Here is a 19200-nt window from a genome sequence, read left to right on the forward strand (position 1 = left end):
TCGCCACGCCAAAAGCCTGCGGCATAATTACCACGATAGACAGATTAGTTTCCATCTGTGCAACGATTCCTGTCGAACGATAGGTGGAGAATGGCGGCCGTGATCGCCTTTATGCACCGGTAAGGACGATGCCTGCCAACAGAACAGGCGATCCAGATCGGTTACGGGAGAGAGAGAATGAAATTCGGCATTTTGAAACTGGCGCTGCTGTCGACCGGTGCGACCTTGGCGGCTCCGCTGTGGGCGCAGGACGCAACCAGCGCCGCGCCCCAGGCTGAAAGTTCCGGCAGCGGCGACATCGTCGTCACCGCCCGCCGTCGCGAAGAACGGTTGCAGGACGTGTCCGTCTCCATCTCCGCCTTCTCGGCCGCCTCGCTGGAGCGCAGCACCGTCCAGACGGTCAGCGACGTCAAGACGATCGCACCGGGCTTCACCTTCTCGTCCGAAGGCGGCAAGGACAATGTCGCGCTCACCCTGCGCGGCATCGGCCAGCTGCCGCTCGGCGAAGTCACGCCCGGCGTCGTCATCTACCTAAACGACACTCCGCTGCCTGCCGTCGGCTCGAACGTGCCGACTTACGACATCGGCAGCATCCAGGTGCTCAAAGGGCCGCAGGGCACCTTGTTCGGTCGCAACACGCTTGGCGGCGCCGTGGTCATCGGCAGCCAGCGCCCGACCTATGAATTTGAAGGCTATGTCGAGGGCACCTATGGCAGCTTCGACTATCGCGAACTGGAAGGCGCGATCAACGTCCCCATCGTCGCCGACAAGGTGGCGTTCCGCGCGGCCGGCCAGGTCCGGCGGCAGGACCCGCGCACGATCGCCTTTGACGGCGGGCCGGGCTTTGACAATATCAAGCAGGATGCCTTTCGCCTGTCCTTGCTGCTGGAGCCGGTCGAGGGTCTGAAAAGCACCACCATCTACGAATATTTCAAGAGCGACGAACTGGCCGGTGGCCTCTATCTGCTGCGCCAGAATTTCTCGCTCGCCGCCTTCGGCCTGGGCGTGCTGGACCCGCAGGCGCAGGCCGCGCTCCAAACGCAGCGCGGCAACCGTCGCGGTTCGTTTGACGGCGGCATCAATGGCGGCCGTTCGTCGCGCAAGATGACGTCGATCACCAACGACACCTCGTTCAGCTTTGGCGACCTGACGCTGCGCAACATCTTCGGTTTCCGCAAGAATTTCAGCGATCAGCTGATCAACACCGGCGCGCTGCAAAATCTGTCGATCCCCACCGGCCTGCCCGCGCCACTCCCCGCTGCTGTGCCCTTCACCCTGTTCCATGCCGCGTCGGTGCTGGATCGCCAATATCTGACCAACGAAACCCAGTTGCTGGGCGATTTCGGGTCGTTCAACTTCATCACCGGCGTCTTCTACAATAATGATAAGTCCGCCGGTCCCACCGGATCGCAATTCACCGCCTTCTCGGTCGGCGGCGTGCCGGCACCTGCGGTCAGCGCCCATGTCCGCAACAAGAATTTCGCGATCTATGGACAGATCGGCTATGAAATCACCGACAAGCTGAAACTGAACCTTGGCGGCCGCTACAGCTGGGACAAGGTGTCGGCCTGCGGCGGCACGATCGGCAACGACTATGTCGATGAAAGCACCTGCCTCTCCACCGCCGCGTTGGGCCTTGCCGATGGCGTCGGCACCGTTTCCAACAAGGGGGAGGAGCCAAGCTGGACCATCGGTCTGGATTATAAGGCGACGCCCGACTGGCTGCTCTATATCTCGTCGCGGCGCGGCTATCGCGGCGTGAACATCAACACCCCGCTGTTCGAAACGCCCTTCACCACCGGCGGCGTCGATCCGTCCTGCGTGGCGACCGGCGGCGTCTGCCCGGACCTGCGCGCATTCCAGAAGACGGGCGAGGAAAAGATCACCGACGTCGAACTGGGTTCGAAATATGACTATCATGTGGGGGAGGCGCGTGGCCGATTGAACATCGCGGCCTATTACAGCAAGTATAAAAACGCGCTGCAATTCCTCAACACCCAAACCATCATCCCCAACGGCACGCCGGATTCGCCGACCAATGGTTCGCTTGCCGCCAATGTCGCCAATTTGCGGATCTGGGGCGTGGAACTGGAAGCCTCGATCAGCCCCACCCGCAACTTCACCGTGTCCTTCAACGCCGCCTATACCGACGTGAAGGTGGAAAGCGTCAACGTACCGGACGGGCTGCCCGCATCGGTCACGCTGGGCAAGGCGCAGATCAACACCTACTCGCCCAAATTCTCCGGCACGGCGAGCGTGAGCTGGATCTTGCCAATCAAGCCGGCCGATGGCGATCTCGCCTTTAACGCCGACTTGTTCATGACCGACGATTTCGGTGGGCAGAATGGCGAAAAATTGCCCGGCTATCAGATGGCGAACGCCCGTATCGACTGGCGCGGCATCGGTGGAACCGGTCTGGATCTGGGCGTGTTCGTGAAAAATATCTTCAAGGAAGACTATTTCTCGGCATCCAGCGTGCTGCTGCCATCCTTCCCGCTCAGTTCGGTCTATGCCGGGGAGCCACGGACCTGGGGCGTCAGCGCGAAATACAGCTTCTGATGCGAAGGCGGGCGGGGCAGATAGCATCTGCCCCGCCCGCGCCATGGGCCGGGATAATTGCGGAGTAGGATGTGACTTTGGACGATCTGCATCGCACGGACGCGGCCCCTGGCGAGATTGCGGCTGAGCTGCGCGCCAGCCCGTTGGCCGCGATGATGAAGAAGGCGGAGGCGCTGACGCTGGAGGGGCATGGCGCCCGCGTCACCTATTCGCGCAAAGTGTTCATTCCGCTCACCAAATTATGCCGCGATGTCTGCCATTACTGCACCTTCGCCACCACCCCGGCGCGGGCGGTCGACGCCTATCTCAGCCGCGAAGAAGTCCTGGCGATCGCGCGCGCGGGCGCTGAGGCCGGGTGCCGGGAGGCGCTGTTCACCCTGGGCGACCGGCCCGAGGACCGCTACGCCGCGGCGCGCGACGCGCTGGCCCGGCTGGGCCATGATTCCACGCTTTCTTACCTCGTCGAAATGGCTGAACTGGTCCTGCAGGAAACCGGCCTGCTGCCCCACCTCAACCCCGGCCTGATGGACGCGGCCGACTATGCCCTGCTGCGCCCCCATGCCGCGTCGATGGGCATCATGCTGGAAAGCAGCGCAGATCGGCTGTGCGCGCGTGGCGGCCCGCATTTCGGGTCGCCCGACAAGGAGCCGGTGCGCCGTCTGGCCACGATCGCCGAGGCGGGCCGCGCCAAAGTGCCTTTCACCACCGGGCTGCTGATCGGCATCGGCGAAACCCGCGACGAACAGGTCGACGCGCTGGTCGCCATCCGCGACCTGCATCGCCAATATGGCCATATTCAGGAAGTCATCATCCAGAATTTCCGGGCCAAGCCGGGCACGCGGATGGCCGATCATGCCGAACCCGCGCTCGACGATCATCTCTGGACGATCGCCGCAGCGCGGCTGATCCTGGGGCCGGAGATGACGATCCAGGCGCCGCCCAACCTGCACGATCAGGTCGATCTCGCCCCACTGATCCGGGCCGGGGTGAACGACTGGGGCGGGGTGTCGCCGGTGACGCCCGACCATGTAAATCCCGAAGCGCCCTGGCCCCATCTGGAGACATTGGCGCAGGCCACCCGCGCCGCTGGCCGCACGCTTTCCCAACGCCTTGCCATCGGGCCACGTTACGCGCTGGCGGCGCAGGATTGGGCCGCGCCTGCGGTCGCGACCCTTATCCTGCGCGCGATCGACGGACGCGGCCTGCCCAAACCCGACGACTGGGCCGCCGGACATGGCGACGTCGCACCCGCGCTGATCGGCGGCGATGTAGGCCAGGCATCGGTGCAGGCGCTCCTGCGCCACGCCGAAGCGGGCGGGCGCCTGAGCGAACGCGCCATTGTAACCCTGTTCGATGCGGAGGGGCCTGACCTTGCCGCCATCATCGCGCAGGCCGACCGGCTGCGGCAGGAGACCATCGGCGACACGCTGACCTATGCCGTCAACCGCAACATCAACTACACCAATATCTGCCTCTACAAATGCGGCTTCTGCGCCTTTTCGAAGGGCAGTACGAAGGCGATGCGCGGCCCGGCCTACCGGCTCGACTATGCCGAAGTCGGACGGCGCGCGGCGGAAGCCTGGGATCGCGGCGCAACCGAAGTCTGCCTGCAAGGCGGCATCCATCCCGACTATGATGGCAACACTTATCTGGCGGTACTGAAGGCCGTGCGCGACGCCGCGCCGGACATCCATATCCACGCCTTCTCCCCGCTGGAAGTGACCCATGGTGCCCAGACGCTGGGCCTGCCGCTGGAGGATTATCTGGCACAGTTGAAAGCGGCGGGCCTCTCCACCTTGCCCGGTACAGCAGCCGAGATACTCGACCCCGAAATCCGCGCGCTCATCTGCCCGGACAAGGTCAGCGCCGACGAGTGGATCGAGGTGATGCGCGTCGCCCATGGTATCGGCCTGCGCAGCACCGCGACGATCATGTTTGGCCATGTCGAGGGGTATCGCCACTGGGCGCGCCACCTGCTGCGCATCCGCGCCTTGCAGGAACAGACCGGCGGCTTCACCGAATTCGTCCCCTTGCCCTTCGTCCATATGGAAGCGCCGATCTGGCGGAAGGGGCTGGCGCGCTCCGGCCCAAGCTATCGTGAGGCGGTGCTGATGCACGCGATCGCCCGTATCGTGCTGCATCCGCTGATCCCCAATATCCAGGTGTCCTGGGTCAAGATGGGACCGGAGGGGGCGGCGGCAATCCTGAACGCGGGCGCCAACGACATGGGCGGCACCCTGATGGACGAATCGATCACCCGCGCGGCGGGTGGCGTCAACGGCCAGGAATTTGGCCCCACGCAAATGCGCGCGCTCGCCGCATCGGTCGGCCGCCCGGCGCGCCAGCGCACCACCCTTTATGATCCGGTATCGCCCCGGCAAACCCACATCACGGAGTCCCTATGACCGATCTCTTGCACCCCCTGAAGGACAAGGTGGCGATCATCACCGGCGGCGGCAGCGGCATCGGCCGCGCCACCGCGCTGATGATGGCGCAGCGCGGCGCGAAGGTCGCGATCACCGGCCGCACAGAATCGCGCCTGTCCTATGTGGTCGACGAAATCACGGCGCAGGGCGGGCAGGCGCTCGCCGTCGCCATGGACGTCATGGAGGAAGCCTCGATCGCGGCAGGGATAACCAAGGTGGTCGATCATTTCGGCGGCCTCCATATCCTCCACAGCAACGCCGCCCAGACCGGCCTGATGCATGAAGACGCGCTGATCGCCGACATGGACGTCGCCTTCTGGGATCGCACCTTCGCCACCAACCTGCGCGGGTCGATGCTGTGCGCCAAACACGCCATCCCGCATCTGCTGTCGGCAGGCGGCGGGTCGATCGTCTTTACAGGTTCCGGCAAGGGGCTGGCGGGCGATGTCGACTATCCTGCCTATGGCACGACCAAGGCAGGGATGCTGGGCCTCTCCAAATATATCGCCACCCAATATGGCAAGCAGGGCATCCGATCCAATGTCGTCGTGGTCGGGCTGGTGATGACCGAGGCGCTGGACGACAATATGCCGCCGGAGGCGCAGAAGCTGATGACCGAACATAATCTGGTCGATTATCTGGGCCGGCCAGAGGACATCGCCGAAGTCGTCGCCTTCCTGGCGTCCGATCAGGCGCGCTATGTCACCGGCGCATCGATCGTCGCCGATGGCGGCTTCACTTCCCATTCGGCGGTCTATGCGGACATGATGCGCTTCGCCGCCATGCAGACGGAGACACAGGCATGAGCCTTCCCGCTATCGCCATCGTCGGCGGCACCGGCAATCTGGGCGCGGCGATCGCCTGGCGCCTCGCCCGTGCGGGCTATCCCGTCGTTATCGGATCGCGCAGCGCGGACGGCGCGCAAAAGACGGCGGCGGAACTCGGCCACGACCTCTCCGGCGCCACCAATATCGACGCGGCGGCCGGGGCGGACATCGTCATCGTCACCGTGCCCTTCGCGGCGCAGGACGCGACGCTGCGCGACATCGCGCCCCATGTTGTGGGCAAGATCGTCGTGGACACCACCGTCCCGCTGGTCCCGCCCAAGGTGATGCGCGTGCAACTCCCCGCCGAAGGATCGGCCGCGCTCCGCGCCCAGGCCGCGCTGGGCGAGGGTGTGACTGTCGTGTCCGCCTTCCATAATGTCGCCGCGCATAAGCTGGCCAAGGATGTCGATGTCGGCTGCGACGTGCTTGTCTTCGGCGATGACAAGGCGGCGCGCGGTCAAGTGGTCGCCCTTGCAGACGCGATGGGCCTGCGCGGCCTGCACGGCGGCGCACTGTGCAATTCCGCCGCCGCCGAAGCCCTGACCTCGATCCTCATCTTCCTCAACAAGACCTACAAGGTCGATGGTGCGGGCATCCGCATCACCGGCGACCTGATTCCACCGACCGATTGAGCGCAACCCCTTCCGGGCGGAAGGTGCGACCCGGCCACCGGGCGCGCCATCCTGCCGGGCATAAACGATACAGGGGATAGAGGAATGAAGCTCAACATCGGCGTGCCCAATTCGATGCATGTGGCGGCGATGACCCAGCCATGGGAACATGCGCTGACCGGCGACGATATCGGCCGCGCGCTCAAGGTCGCCGACGATCTGGGCTTCAACAAATGCATGTTGGGTGAGCATTTCATCATCCCGCAGGAACATGTCGCCCTGTCTGGCGACCATTATGTCCATGGCACGGTGGCGCTCGCCTTCCTCGCCGGGCGCACGTCGAAAATGCGGGTCAGTTCGTCCGTCTCCATCCTGCCGCTGCAAAGCCCGATCGTGCAGGCCAAGGCCTGGTCCACGCTCGACTGGCTGAGCGGCGGCCGCGCGACCGCTTTGTTCGGCGTCGGCTGGCTGAAGGAGGAATTCGACATGCTGGGCGTCGATTTCCACAATCGCGGGCGGATGGCGGACGAATATGTCGCCGCGATCATCGAACTATGGACGTCCGACACGCCGACGTTCGAGGGCGAATTCGTCTCCTTCAAGAATGTCGGCTTCGCGCCCAAGCCAGTGCAGCAGCCGCGCCTGCCGATCTGGTTCGGGGGCGACGCGGAACCGGTATTGAAGCGCGTCGCGAAATTCGGCGACGGCTGGTCGCCCTTCCGCACCCCGCCGGAAAAATTCCCAGCATGTCTCGACCTCATCCGCGCCCAGCCATCCTATGACGGTCGCCCGATCGACCTGTTCTTCGCGCTGGAAATGCTCAATGTCGGCGCCCATCACGAAATTATGGACGATCCCCGCGCGCCCGGCACCCGCAATGCGCAAAAGATCATCGACCAGATCGGCTGGCTGAAGGATCTGGGCGTCAACGAAACGATCGTGCCGCTGCCACCGGGCATGACGGGCCTCACCGAATATATCGAGCGCCTGCACTGGGTAGCCGAAGAGATCATGCCCAAAGTGTGAGCATTGCCCACCTGCATAGTGAATCGGAGTAGATCATGACCCAATATGATGTGGTCGTCGTCGGATCGGGCGCGGCGGGCCTGACGGCGGCGCTGCGGGCCGCGGCTGCGGGCCTGACGGTGCTGGTGCTGGAAAAGGCTGCATATTTCGGCGGCACCACCGCCATATCGGGCGGCGGCATCTGGGTGCCGGGCAGTCCGCAGGCGCAGGCCGCCGGGGTCGATGACAGCGCGGCGGTCGCGCGCCAATATGTGCTCGACGTCATCGGACCAAGCGCCGACCCGGCGCTGATCGACGCCTATCTCGATGCAGCGCCAGCGATGGTCGCCTGGCTAGAGCGCAACAGCGCGGTCCGCTTCCTCCTTTCTCCGCCCAGCAGCGATTGGTATCCCGCCATCGCCGGGTCCGCCGATCATGGCCGCTTGCTCTCGCCCCAGGAATATGACGGCAAGAAACTGGGCGCCCATTTCGCCGACCTGCGCCCCGCCCGCGAAGAATTCAACGCACCCGGCGGCTTCATGATCGACCTGTTCGATCTGCCCTATCTGGCCGACATGCCATCGGCAAAATCCCTGTTCCATTTCGGCAAGCTGGCCGCGAAATTCGGTGCGGACAAGCTGCGCCGCTACCCGCGCGGCACCCGGCTGACGATGGGCAACGCCCTCGTCGCGCGGCTGCTGCGGTCCGCGCTCGACGCGGGCATAACCCTGCGCAAGGACGCGGCGGTCGATCGCCTGCTGGTCGCCGACGGCCGCGTGACCGGCGTGCGCGTGGGTGGAGAGGATATCGCGGCCAAGGTCGGCGTGCTGCTGGCGGCGGGCGGCTTTTCCGCCAGCGAGCAATTGCGCAAGGCCTATATTCCGTTCGCGGAAGATCATGTGTCGATCCTCCCCTATGAAAATACCGGCGATGGCATGAATATGGGGCTGGAGGCTGGCGCGTCGCTGGATGGCGACAACCTCGTCAACGCGGTCTGGGCGGTCGTATCCACCATGACCCGGCCCGACGGCTATGTCGCCCGCTACGCCCATCTGATCGACATGTCGAAACCCGGCTGCATCGCCGTCAACGCGAAGGGCGAGCGGTTCGGCAACGAGGCGTCGGTCCATTTCGTCGAGGCGATGCACGCCACCGGCACCGTCCCCGCCCAAATCATCGGCGACGCCCATTGCGTCAAAACCTACGGCATGGGCATGGTGCTGCCCGGCGGCGGCGGGCTGAAAAAGCTGATCGCGGCCGGCTATGTGATCGAGGCACCCACCCTGCGCGCACTGGCCGACAAGATCGGCGTCGATGGCGAAGGCCTGCTCGCAACCGTGGCCAAGATGAATCGCTATGCCGAAACCGGCAAAGACCCCGATTTCGGCAAGGGCGACACCCAGATCGACATCGAAATCGGCGATCCCAAGCATAAGCCCAATCCGTGCCTGGGCCGCGTCGAAAAGGCGCCCTTCTACGCGATCAAAATCCACCCCGGCGATGGATCGACCACGGTGGGGCTGAAGATCGACGCGCATTGCCGGGTGATTGGCACCGATGGCGCGCCGGTCGCGGGCCTCTATGCCGCAGGGCTGGATGCGAACTCGATCTGGCGCGGCAAGTCGCCCGCCCATGGCTGCAATGTCGGTCCGGCGATGGTGACGGGCTATATTGCGGGTCAGGCGATGGGAGCCATGGGAGCGGGGGCGCTGGTTCCCGCCTGACCGGTCAGGCGGGTTCGGTGACCCCGGCCCGCGCCTTCGCGGTCGCCACCAGCCGGTACAGACCGGCATTATAGTCGGTCATCTGCTCCATCGTCAGGTCGCGATAGGGCGTCATCGGACACAGCGAATCCACCACGTCCCAAAAGGGCTCGATCTTCTCCAGCACCTCGTCGACCGGGCCGCAGGTGACGAACGCCTCGACCATATCGTCCGACACATTGCCGATGACCTTGGCGATGTCGCCATGTTCGCCCAGACTGAGTTGGCAAGCGCGGGCCTGATCGCCAAAGCCGATCGCTTCAAAAAACGGCTCATATTCCTTATAGCCCGAATAGGCGGCGACCGTCGCGCGGCTGTCGTCGATCGCCTTCTGCTTGTCGTCGTTCACAGCGATCCACGGCCAGGCGTTAATCTCTATGTCGCTGCGCGCGCGCCCATATTTCGCCAGCGTCGCTTCGATGAAGGGCAGCTTGCTGCGCGTATAGGCCGCTGACCACAACGCATGGACCATCAGCCCGTCGCCGACTTCCAGCGCCAACGCGGTCATCTTGTCCTGCAACGCAGCGATCCAGATCGGGATTTCCGCGCGCACCGGGGGCGCCGTCAGCATCATCTCGCCAAAATCGGCGGAGAAATATTCCCCCTCGATCGGGTCGAGGCCGATATGCGCGTTGGCGATGACATAGCGAATCACCTTCACGCTCTCGCGCAAATGGGTCAGCAATTTGCGCTCCGGCTCACCATACATGCCGGTGACGCAACTCTTGATGCTGGACCCCAGCCCCAGCACGAAGCGCCCGCCCGAAATCCGGTCCACGTCCATCGCCGCATAGGCGGTTTCCACCGGGCTGCGGGTGCCCGCGATGGCAACGCCGGTCCCGACCTTCAGGCTGCTGGTCAGCGCGGCCGTGGCGGCCATCGGCACAAAGGGCGGGCCATAGATCTGGAGCGAAAAACAGCCCTCGAAGCCGACCTGCTCCATCTGCTGGCCGATCCCGCCCATCATGGGGGCTGGCAGGGTCGGCATGACCCCCCACCAGCGGCGTTCGCCGCCGACGGCGTTGACGAGCTTTGGCATGAAGCATCCCGAAAAAACCGGGCGGACCATATGGGTCCGCCCTTCAGGGGGAGGGGGAAATCAGAACTGGAACAGTTCCTTGCGCAGGCCGATGATGTCGCTGCAATCGGCGCTCACATTGTCGCGATAGGCAAAATCGCCCTTCGCCTGACGATCGGCCAATTCCATCATCGCCATGCGATAGCGCTGCCCGGCTTGGTCGAACTTGCTGTGCAAATCCTTACGGTCGGTATGGCGCATGTAACGGGGGCTTTGCGGGGAGGTCATATAGCTGTCCTGCCGCGACACCTTATAGCCGGCCTTTGGCATGACATAGCTGAACATGCGCCCGGCATTACTGGTGTTCATCACCATCTCCATCCGCGTGCGATCGCGCGTTTCAGGGGTGCAGGGGTGGAACAGCGGCACGTCGTCGCCGGGGCTGAACCGGCCATAGGCGATCGCGCAATGCGACCGCAGATAGATGCGGATCACCTGCCGCACATTCTGGGTCGGCTGCTTGATGCCGCTGAAAAATTTCATCACCGGGGCAACCGACTTGTTGACGCAGGTGCGGACCATGGTGACGGTCTCGCTGTCATAATATGTCTCGATCGTCTCGCTGTCCGACCGCTCGTCGCCCACCACGTCGGCATGCAGAAAATCGGCATGGGTCAGGTCGATGAGGTTCTCCAGGCTGATCGGCGCGGAGCTTTCGAAACGTACCGTCGCCGTCATGTGCCGGGGCAGGCCACCCTTGGGCGGCAGGAAGGGCAGGCTGGGCAAATGGCGCGGATCGGCGGCCAGCGGATTGCCCAGCCAGATCCAGACCACGCCATAATGTTCCATCACCGGATAGCGGCCACGCGCGTCGGTATAGTCGCTCTTGTCACGCACCACGCGCTCATTGGGGTGGAACTCGCTCGCCACGACCACGCCATTGTCGCGCCACAGGAAGATAGGGTTGGAATAGACGGCGCGGCGCACCGGCTTGCCCGTCACCGAATAATCATGGGCGACCGGGAACCAGCTGTCGCGCATCACGATATTGTGCGGAACCCAGCGGTTGACGACATTCATGGCGATCGGGCTGCCACCGGCTGGCGGCGCGCTGTTGTCGTCATGGGATGTGGGGCGATCGGCTATGTCTAACATGGTCAAATCCTCCTTCAGGCCGCTACGGTCTGGTCGTGGGTGTCCTGCGGCGCGTCGAGCAGGGCGTTGCGCAAATCCTCGCCATGCAGCGATACGGTTGGCTTGGTGGTCCGCAGCTTCGATCCGTCGATGGACGACAGGACGGTCAGCGGATTGACCCCGCGCAGCATCGCGCCACGCAACCCCGGCCGACGCACGCCCAGTTCCGCGCGCCAGCGCACGGCGGTCACGCCGCGCGCTGCTGGGACGGGGGACAGGACGGCATGGAGCAGGTCGTTGAAGGCGTCGTCGCGCAGCGTCAGATGCGTCTCGCCGGTCAGCGGATGGGTGCGGGTCAGCAGCGTCAGCGGAAATTCTGCGACGAAATGCGACGGCCAGTGCAGCGGATGCCATTGGCAACTGCGCTCCATCACCAGCATCCCGCCCTCTTCATGTAGTTCGGACATGATATAGGGGCTGAACCGCACACCGCGGATCGCCAGGATCAGCGCGGGGTCGTCATAGAGCGCATCCAGATATTCCTGGTGACTGCAACTGACGTTGACCGTGCCGATATAGCTATATTTGGGTTCCGCGCTCAGCGGCGCTTCCGCCTTGGGGTTCAGGCAGACGCGCACGAAACCGGCCTGCTCGCTCACGCCAAAGGCGTTGGCCTTGTAAAGCGGCGGAAATTTCTGCTGATCCTTCATGTTGGGGATCTCTTTCAGCCGCCCCGTCTCACCATCATAGCTCCAGCCATGATAGCCACACTGGATCAATCCATTATCGCGGATACAGCCCAGCGACAGCGGCGCGCGGCGGTGGGGACAGCGGTCCTCCAGCGCGCGGGCAATGCCGTGATGGTCGCGCCACAGCACCACCGGCTGGTCGCCAATGTCCACCGACAGCGGCTTTTTGGACGTGACTTCCTCAGACCGGGCGACGGCCCACCAAAGATCGGTATCGAGACTCATAGCGGTTATCCTTACTCCTGCGATTAAATTGACGTATGACAATTTATATGTCAACGTCTTTTCACTATGGATCAGCAGATGCTCGATCGACCCCAGCGCGCCCGTGGCCGCCCCGCCCTCAATGCCGTCCAGGCCTTAGATGAGGACCAGTTGCTTGGGCTTGCCTTCGCGACCTTCGCCGAACGCGGCTATGAAGGGACGACGCTGCGCGACCTGTCGAAACGGCTCGGCGTCAGCCATAATCTGCTCAACGTCCGCTTCGGGCGGAAGGAGGATTTGTGGGTCCGCGCAGTCGACTGGCGCATGGCGCAGGCATCGCCCTTCGTCGAAGCCGCGTTCGACGAACCAGCCGACGCGGAAGTGCGGTTACGCCACCTGATCCAGCGCTTCTGCCTGTGGGCGACCCGTAATGGCGACATCGTTTCGCTCACCAATGTCGAAGGATGCCGCTCGACCTGGCGGCTCGACCATATCGTCGAACATTTCGTGCTGCCGTTCCAGCGGCGACTGGACGATCTGCTGGACGCGGTGCGGCGGCGGCGGCCGGTGCATGACCTGTCGACCCCGGCGCTGATGGCGCTGCTGGTACAGGGGGTGGGCTTCTACTTCTCCGCCGTGCCGATGCAACAGCGGCTGGGTGCAGGGGGCGAAGTCGATGACGCCCATGCCGCCGCGCAGGCCGATCGTCTCGCCGGCTTCCTGCTCGCCGCGCTGCTGCCGCCGGCCGGATGACCCGCGCCGCCCTCAATCTTCGGGTGCGATGGTGACGGTCATGCCCGACAGGGCCTGCGTCAACATTATCTGGCACGACAGGCGCGAAAGGTCGTTGCGATGCGACGATCCGTCGAGCAGGTCGCTTTCGTCCTCCGTGACCGGCGGCAGGCTGGCGGCGATCGCGGGATCGACATAGACATGGCAGGTCGCGCACGAACAGCAACCGCCACACAGCGCCAGCAATTCGTCGAATCCGGCATCGCGGATAGCTTCCATCACCGAAATGTCGGCGGGCGCATCGATCGTCTTGCTGGTGCCGTCGCGGGTGATGACGTTCAGTTCGGGCATGATATTCCTCGTCTGGAATCGGAATGATCGACCAGCCCTATGCGCACGGACGCGCCGCCCTGCCTGCCGAAAGACAGGGCGCGCCGCGCTCTATTTCACTTCGACCGCGACTGGAAACCGATCGAAATAGAAGCCGAAGGGCCGCCGCAATTCTTCGGCGGTGACATGGAAATCACGCTCCAGGTCATAGACGATCTTGCCCTTCGTCTGCTCACCATGCTCGGCCAGATAGACATGCAGGTCGGCCAGCGCCTCGTCGGTCAGGGGAATGTCGGCGATGCGGTAAATCTCCTTCAGGATCGGATCGGGATTTTTGATCCAGTCATGGAAATAGACGTCGATCGTCTGATCGGGCGGCAATATGTCGCGGTCCCGCACGCAGGCGCGCAGCAGCCTCTCATAGCGGTCGGGCCAATAGCCCAGCGGCTCCTGTATATCGACCGACTTGCGAAACATCCTCGCCGCATAAGTATACATGGTCAGTTGCGACCGGATCGACCCCACCGGATCGCGATGGGTGATGACGAAAGTGGCGTCGGGGAAAATCTTATATAGCGCGGGCAATTGCTCCATATGTTGCGGACATTTGATGACCCAGCGATTGGGGCCGTTCAGGAATGTCAGCACCTGCAAAGCCTTCTTCAGATAGGCATAGGTGCCCGACTGGTCGTGGCTCAGATAATAGTCGCGCCAGCGCGGCACCATTGCCAGCCATTCGATTAGGTAGGAGGAGAAATCGGGCGCCTGCAACTCGATATCCTCGCTGATATGGTCGGGCGAAAATTCATGCATGATCGCCATGTGCGGCAGGATAGACTCCATCATCCGCCACCCCTGTTCCGCCTTGGTCCAGCGGGGATTGGCGTCGTCGCTCGTCGGCACCTCGTCGGGCGCAGGCACCGGCGCGATCGCCTCCCACCAGGGCAGCGATCGGAAACGGCGATCGGCCGACAACAGCCCCAGCAGGTGCGTCGTGCCCGATCGCGGCAGGCCCGCGACGATGATCGGCCGTTCGATCGGGATGTCCACTATCTCCGGGTGGCGCTTGACGATATCCTCGATCCGCAACCGGGTCGCGGCATAGCGGATCATCATCTGGAACAGGTTGGCGCGGGTGACGGCGGACGCATTGGCGTCCTCGTCGATCGCCTGGCACCACACCGCCAACCGTTCGCGAAAATCCGCCGCGCCGAAATCGGTCAGCCCGGTCTGCGCCTGCGCCGCGCCCAATATGACCGCGGGCTGGAAGACGATCTGGTCCGCCGCCGCTTCGGCCCCGGCCATCACCTGTTTCTGAACCTCGGTCAGCACCGGGTGATGCAGGTCGGTGATATCGATGATGTTCCGGCGTGCGGCCACGTCTTGCGCGGGACTGCCCATGTCGCTCTCCTGTGTTTGATGGCGCATCTAATCGCGCCGACCCTGTCGTCGGCAAGGTGCGGGGCCATCGCCGCTGCGCCAATTGCTACGCCATCGCGCCAAAGGGTCGGGCCAGGCTCAAGCGGAGAGGATGGATGGACGCTGCTTCCCAAGTCTATGACCTGCCCGTCACGTCGGCCATGGATTGCACGGTCAACGGACGGATCGCCTTGCCCGGCGTCGTGATGGAACTGCATCATTATCGCTTTCGCGGGGCGCAGGCGGGCGTCTTCTCCTCGCCCCGCAGCTTTCTCGATCTGGCGTTGTCGCCCCGTCCCGGCCAGCCCTGCGGCGGCTATGACGCGCCCAGCAGCGCCCTGGGCGACATCCTCTACATCCCGGCGGGCACCCCGCTGCACACCGCCTGGGGGGCGGGGGAACAGACGTCGATCTGCTGCGGCTTCGACGGCGCGGCGTTCGACGGCGACGACTTCCCCTTGTCGGACGCGGCGTTGCAGGCGTCGCTCGACGTCCGCAGTCCGCTCGTACGCGACGCGCTGCGGCGCATCGCGGGCGAAATCGCGGCTCCCGGCTTTTGCAGCGATATGCTGGCGCAGGCGATATGGGTGCAGGCCTGGGTCGACCTGCAACGCTATCTGCGCCTGTCGGTGAAGGACGACAACTCGCGCACCGGCCTGTCCCGCGCGCAACTGCGGCGGATCGCCGATCGCATCGAACAGCCCGGCAAGCCCCCCTCCGTCGCCGATCTGGCAACGGAGTGCGGCCTCTCCACCCGCCATTTCTTCCGCCAGTTCCGCGCCGCCACCGGCCAGACGCTCACCCATTATGTCACCGATCGCAAGATCGATCGGGCCAGGCAGTTGCTGCGCCAGGCGGAACCGGCGATCAAGGTAATCGCCTGGGAATGCGGCTTCGACAGCGCCGCCGCCTTCTCCGCCGCCTTCCGCAAGGCGACCGGATCGACCCCGCGCCACTATCGGGAGGCGGTTTCGCGATGACATTGGCGGTGTCGCGAAAGCCGGGCAGCTTGTCCCGATGCGCCGTCCCGCGCTCTATGTGGCCAAAGCGCCGAGCCAACGGCTAATAGGAGACGCACCGTGCCCGAAAACCTGTTCGACCTCAGCGGCAAGGTGGCTCTGGTCACGGGCGCCAATTCGGGATTGGGCTTCGGCTTTGCCCGGGGCCTCGCCCGCGCGGGCAGCGACATCATCCTGTGGGGCCGCCGCGCCGACAAGAATGAAGAGGCCGCGCAGGCGCTGCGCCACCATGGCGTCCGGGTCTTCGCCGACAGCGTGGACGTCGCCAGCGAACCGGCGATCGTCGCCGGTTTCGCCCGCGCGCTCGACGCGATGGGCCGAGTCGATACGCTGGTCGCCAATGCCGGCATCGCCAGCCAGGTCGCCTTCACCGACATGGACGTAGCCACCTATCGCGCGCTGATCGACGTCAATCTGGACGGCGCCGTCTTCACCCTGCGCGAAGCCGCCCGCCATATGAAGGCGCGCGCAGAGGCGGGCGATCCGGGCGGATCGCTCATCCTCTGCGGCAGCGGATCGATCTTTCAGGGCGTGCCGACCATGGCCCATTATGGCATCGCCAAGGGCGCGCTCAATTCGCTGGCCAAGGCGCTGGCCGCCGAACTGGGGCCGATCGGCGTGCGCTGCAACGTCATTGCGCCCGGCTTCATCGAAACCGAAATGACCTTCGCAGACCCCGCCATCGGCCAGATGCTCGCTGACATGGTCGCGGCCAAAGCGCCACTGGGCCGCGCCGGCAAGCCCGCCGACCTGGAAGGGGCCGTCGTCTATCTCGCTAGCGACATGGCCGCCTATCACACTGGCGACACGCTGGTCATCGACGGCGGCAAGCTGTTCGCCAACTGACCGTCCGGCAGGTGCCGGGCCAGCCGCGATGCGGCTGATCGGGCACATCCTACAGGAGAAGCGCATGTTCGCCCGGCCCAACAGCCACCATAGCCAGATCGCCTATGTCACCAACGATCTGGCCGCCGCCATGGCGCGGCTGACCGCTGACTATGGTACGCCGGGCTTTTTCGAAATGTCGAACATCCAGCCGGGCGAAGACCCGGCGGGCAAGCCGGTGCTCAAGATCGCGCTGGCGCTGGTCGGCGGGGTCGAGGTCGAACTGATCGAACCGATCGGCGACACCGCGCCGCTGTTCAGCGATGTCCTGCCCGGCGGCGATGGCCTGGCCATCCGCTTCCACCATATCGCTGCCCGCATCGACGGGCCGCTCTCCAACTGGGACGCGCATGTCGCCTCGCTCGACCTGACCACGCATCCGGTCGTGTTCGAAGGCACCATCGGCGACATGCTGCGCTACATCTATACTGACGAGCGCGCGACGCTGGGCCATTATGTCGAACATGTCTGGATGTCGCCGGACCTGCTGGCCCAGATGCGTGGCATCGTGCCTGCCTACCCTCCATTGGAAAGCCCGTCATGACCCTTGCCCTGTCCCGCCTCAACTTCCGCGACATCGGCGGACTGCCGACCCGCGATGGCCGGCAGGTGCGACCCGGCATCCTGTACCGGTCCGAAGGCCCGGCCAGTTTTCTCGCGGACCATCATGCCGAACTGACCGAACTGGGCTTTCGCACCGTCGCCGACCTCCGCTCGGACATGGAGCGCGAAAAGGCGCCCCATGACTGGTGCGGGGCCGATTGCCGTATCCTCGATCTCGACATGAACACCGACCTGCGCGCGCAGGGCGAAGATATGTGGATGACGCTGGGTCGCGACCCGACACAGGCCCGCGCCATCGCCGTGATGACCCATAATTACGGCCTTATGCCCCAGGCGTTCCTGCCCCATGTCGCGCCGATGGTCGACGCGCTGCTGGCGGGCGACACGCCAATGCTGGTCCATTGTACCGCGGGCAAAGACCGCACTGGCGTCGTCATCGCCCTGATCCTCGACCTGCTCGGCGTCCCGCGCGACGTGATCGCGGAAGATTATCGAAAGTCCGACGTCTTCGGCCAGAATCTGGCGATGTCGGGCCATCTGAAGGCTGATCTGGAAAAGACGTTCGGCTTCGTGCCCCCTGATGACATGGTCGCGGTGCTGATCGGCGTCCACGCCGATTTCCTGAATCGCGCGCTCGATGTCGTGGCGTCGCAATGGGGCGATATCGACGGCTATTTCCAGGCCGCGGGTGTGGATGCCGATCGGCGCGACGCACTGCGGCAGACTCTCGTTACTGGCGGAGAATGAGATGACGGACACAGCGATCTACGAATGGGAACAGTTGCTCGACCAGTTGCGCCCGCTGGGCCAGCAGATGCGTGATCGCATCCCGGCGCGGCTGCATGATGACCCGCAAGTGATGCAGGAGGCCATGCGCCTGCTGCTGTCGGGCGTCCTGCGCACCACCAACGACGCGATCATGCATGACCGCAGCCATCCGATCTTCGTACCCGAACTCAATATCTGCCAGAATATCTTTCAGCCCAATGCCGACACCATCTACAAGGCGGCATTGATCGAGAAGGGCGGCACCTACCGCATCCGGGGCGATCGCGGCACCGTGCGGATGCTGATCCTGGCGCAGCTTGGCCCCGACACGCTGCGCACCGGCCAACATCACCCCGCGCAGGACGCCAATGATTTCGACGATCTGGCGATCGGTCCGGATGGCGCGTTCGACGTCATCCTCTCGCCGACCCGGCCGGAGGGCCACAGCGGCGACTGGTGGGAACTCAAGCCCGACAGCGAAAAGCTGATGATCCGTATCGTCGGCTGCGACTGGGGCGTGGAGCGCGAACCGCGCCTGGGCATCGTCCGGCTGGACGCGGACAAGGCCGCCAAGGGCCGCCCGACGCTGGCGCAACTGGCGCATCGCTTCGCCGAAATACCGAAAACAGCGGCGGTCTGCGCCCTGGCCTTCCCCGACAAGGTGCAGAAACTGCGCGACGAAGGGCTCATCAACACGCTCAAAGTCGTGGACTTCTCGCAGATGACCGGCCTTGCCCGCCAATCCTATTATGAGGGCGCCTATGATCTGGCCGACGATGAAGCGCTGATTACCGAAGTACCGATCCCGGCCGATGTCGCCTATTGGTCGCTGATCCTGACCAATGACCTTTATGAAACGACCGACTGGTATCATAATCAGTCGAGCCTGAACGATGCGCAGGCGGTGGTCGATGGCGACGGCGTGTTCCGCGCGGTCATTGCCGCGCGCGATCCCGGCGTCCACAACTGGCTCGACACGGCCGGCTATGCCAGCGGCGCGATACAGGGGCGCTGGTTCAACAGCGACGCGCGCCCGACGCCGACGATGCGTAAGGTCAAGCTGGCCGACGTCCGCAGCCATCTGCCCGCCGACACGGCGCTGGTGACGCCGGAAGCGCGCGACGCCGCGATCCGCGAACGGACATTACGCGCGCACATGCGCGTCATCTGGTAAGGGAGTAAGCGAT

Annotated in this window: 17 protein-coding genes; 12 read left to right on the plus strand and 5 right to left on the minus strand. The window is 64.4% G+C overall.

The features are described 5' to 3' along the window. Positions 1-177 precede the first annotated feature (177 nt). The 6 genes from HHL08_RS04190 to HHL08_RS04215 all read left to right on the plus strand — a co-directional run bounded on the left by HHL08_RS04190 (position 178) and on the right by HHL08_RS04215 (position 9152). Positions 178-2559 (plus strand): TonB-dependent receptor, encoded by a 2382-nt coding sequence (locus tag HHL08_RS04190; RefSeq protein WP_169571217.1) that lies wholly within the window; start codon positions 178-180, stop codon positions 2557-2559. Between the two features lie 71 nt (positions 2560-2630). Then, positions 2631-4964, plus strand: coding sequence for a 5-amino-6-(D-ribitylamino)uracil--L-tyrosine 4-hydroxyphenyl transferase CofH (gene cofH / locus HHL08_RS04195; protein WP_169571218.1), 2334 nt, complete (start codon positions 2631-2633; stop codon positions 4962-4964). Next, positions 4961-5791: an SDR family NAD(P)-dependent oxidoreductase gene (locus HHL08_RS04200; protein ID WP_169571219.1), complete on the plus strand. Its 831-nt coding sequence runs from the start codon at positions 4961-4963 to the stop codon at positions 5789-5791. The genes cofH and HHL08_RS04200 overlap by 4 nt, the downstream gene beginning before the upstream one ends. Next, the gene (gene npdG, locus HHL08_RS04205; protein ID WP_169571220.1) at positions 5788-6444 is read left to right on the plus strand and encodes an NADPH-dependent F420 reductase; all 657 of its coding nucleotides are present in this window, start codon (positions 5788-5790) and stop codon (positions 6442-6444) included. The genes HHL08_RS04200 and npdG overlap by 4 nt, the downstream gene beginning before the upstream one ends. Positions 6445-6528: 84 nt before the next feature. After that, on the plus strand, positions 6529-7449 hold the full coding sequence (locus HHL08_RS04210; RefSeq protein WP_169571221.1) for a TIGR03619 family F420-dependent LLM class oxidoreductase: 921 nt from the start codon (positions 6529-6531) through the stop codon (positions 7447-7449). A gap of 35 nt (positions 7450-7484) precedes the next feature. Continuing rightward, positions 7485-9152 carry an FAD-dependent oxidoreductase gene (locus HHL08_RS04215; RefSeq protein ID WP_169571222.1) on the plus strand — a complete coding sequence of 556 codons (1668 nt, stop codon included), beginning with the start codon at positions 7485-7487 and terminating at the stop codon, positions 9150-9152. A 4-nt stretch (positions 9153-9156) separates the two neighbouring features. Here the strand turns inward: HHL08_RS04215 and HHL08_RS04220 are convergent, their stop codons facing one another. The 3 genes from HHL08_RS04220 to HHL08_RS04230 are packed head-to-tail and all read right to left on the minus strand — an operon-like array spanning position 9157 to position 12317. Then, on the minus strand, positions 9157-10230 hold the full coding sequence (locus tag HHL08_RS04220) for an LLM class flavin-dependent oxidoreductase (RefSeq protein ID WP_169571223.1): 1074 nt from the start codon (positions 10228-10230) through the stop codon (positions 9157-9159). A 60-nt stretch (positions 10231-10290) separates the two neighbouring features. Continuing rightward, the gene (locus HHL08_RS04225) at positions 10291-11364 is read right to left on the minus strand and encodes an oxygenase (RefSeq protein WP_169571224.1); all 1074 of its coding nucleotides are present in this window, start codon (positions 11362-11364) and stop codon (positions 10291-10293) included. Between the two features lie 14 nt (positions 11365-11378). Continuing rightward, positions 11379-12317 (minus strand): Rieske 2Fe-2S domain-containing protein, encoded by a 939-nt coding sequence (locus HHL08_RS04230; RefSeq protein ID WP_169571225.1) that lies wholly within the window; start codon positions 12315-12317, stop codon positions 11379-11381. Positions 12318-12395: 78 nt separating this feature from the next. On the opposite strand from HHL08_RS04230, the gene HHL08_RS04235 reads away from it, so the two are divergent. Continuing rightward, positions 12396-13049, plus strand: a complete 654-nt coding sequence (locus tag HHL08_RS04235) for a TetR/AcrR family transcriptional regulator (protein ID WP_235954809.1) — start codon at positions 12396-12398, stop codon at positions 13047-13049. Between the two features lie 12 nt (positions 13050-13061). Here HHL08_RS04235 and HHL08_RS04240 read toward each other — a convergent pair whose 3' ends face one another. Together HHL08_RS04240 and HHL08_RS04245 are read right to left on the minus strand one after the other, a co-directional pair. Beyond that, on the minus strand, positions 13062-13379 hold the full coding sequence (locus tag HHL08_RS04240; protein ID WP_169571227.1) for a 2Fe-2S iron-sulfur cluster-binding protein: 318 nt from the start codon (positions 13377-13379) through the stop codon (positions 13062-13064). Positions 13380-13469: 90 nt separating this feature from the next. Further along, positions 13470-14786, minus strand: a complete 1317-nt coding sequence (locus tag HHL08_RS04245) for a sulfotransferase family protein (protein WP_235954811.1) — start codon at positions 14784-14786, stop codon at positions 13470-13472. Between the two features lie 107 nt (positions 14787-14893). Here HHL08_RS04245 and HHL08_RS04250 point away from each other — a divergent pair, with 107 nt between their 5' ends. The 5 genes from HHL08_RS04250 (at position 14894) to HHL08_RS04270 (ending at position 19187) form a co-directional block, all read left to right on the plus strand. Further along, positions 14894-15757 carry a helix-turn-helix transcriptional regulator gene (locus tag HHL08_RS04250; protein ID WP_169571228.1) on the plus strand — a complete coding sequence of 288 codons (864 nt, stop codon included), beginning with the start codon at positions 14894-14896 and terminating at the stop codon, positions 15755-15757. A gap of 99 nt (positions 15758-15856) precedes the next feature. Beyond that, positions 15857-16642 carry an SDR family NAD(P)-dependent oxidoreductase gene (locus HHL08_RS04255; protein WP_169571229.1) on the plus strand — a complete coding sequence of 262 codons (786 nt, stop codon included), beginning with the start codon at positions 15857-15859 and terminating at the stop codon, positions 16640-16642. Between the two features lie 64 nt (positions 16643-16706). Then, positions 16707-17225 (plus strand): VOC family protein, encoded by a 519-nt coding sequence (locus HHL08_RS04260; protein ID WP_169571230.1) that lies wholly within the window; start codon positions 16707-16709, stop codon positions 17223-17225. Beyond that, positions 17222-17992 (plus strand): tyrosine-protein phosphatase, encoded by a 771-nt coding sequence (locus HHL08_RS04265; protein ID WP_169571231.1) that lies wholly within the window; start codon positions 17222-17224, stop codon positions 17990-17992. Before HHL08_RS04260 ends, HHL08_RS04265 begins: the two co-directional genes overlap by 4 nt. 1 nt (position 17993) lies before the next feature. Further along, on the plus strand, positions 17994-19187 hold the full coding sequence (locus tag HHL08_RS04270; RefSeq protein ID WP_169571232.1) for a DUF1214 domain-containing protein: 1194 nt from the start codon (positions 17994-17996) through the stop codon (positions 19185-19187). Positions 19188-19200: the final 13 nt, after the last annotated feature.

The organism is Sphingobium psychrophilum (assembly GCF_012927105.1).
GTDB classification, from domain to species: Bacteria; Pseudomonadota; Alphaproteobacteria; order Sphingomonadales; family Sphingomonadaceae; genus Sphingobium; species Sphingobium psychrophilum.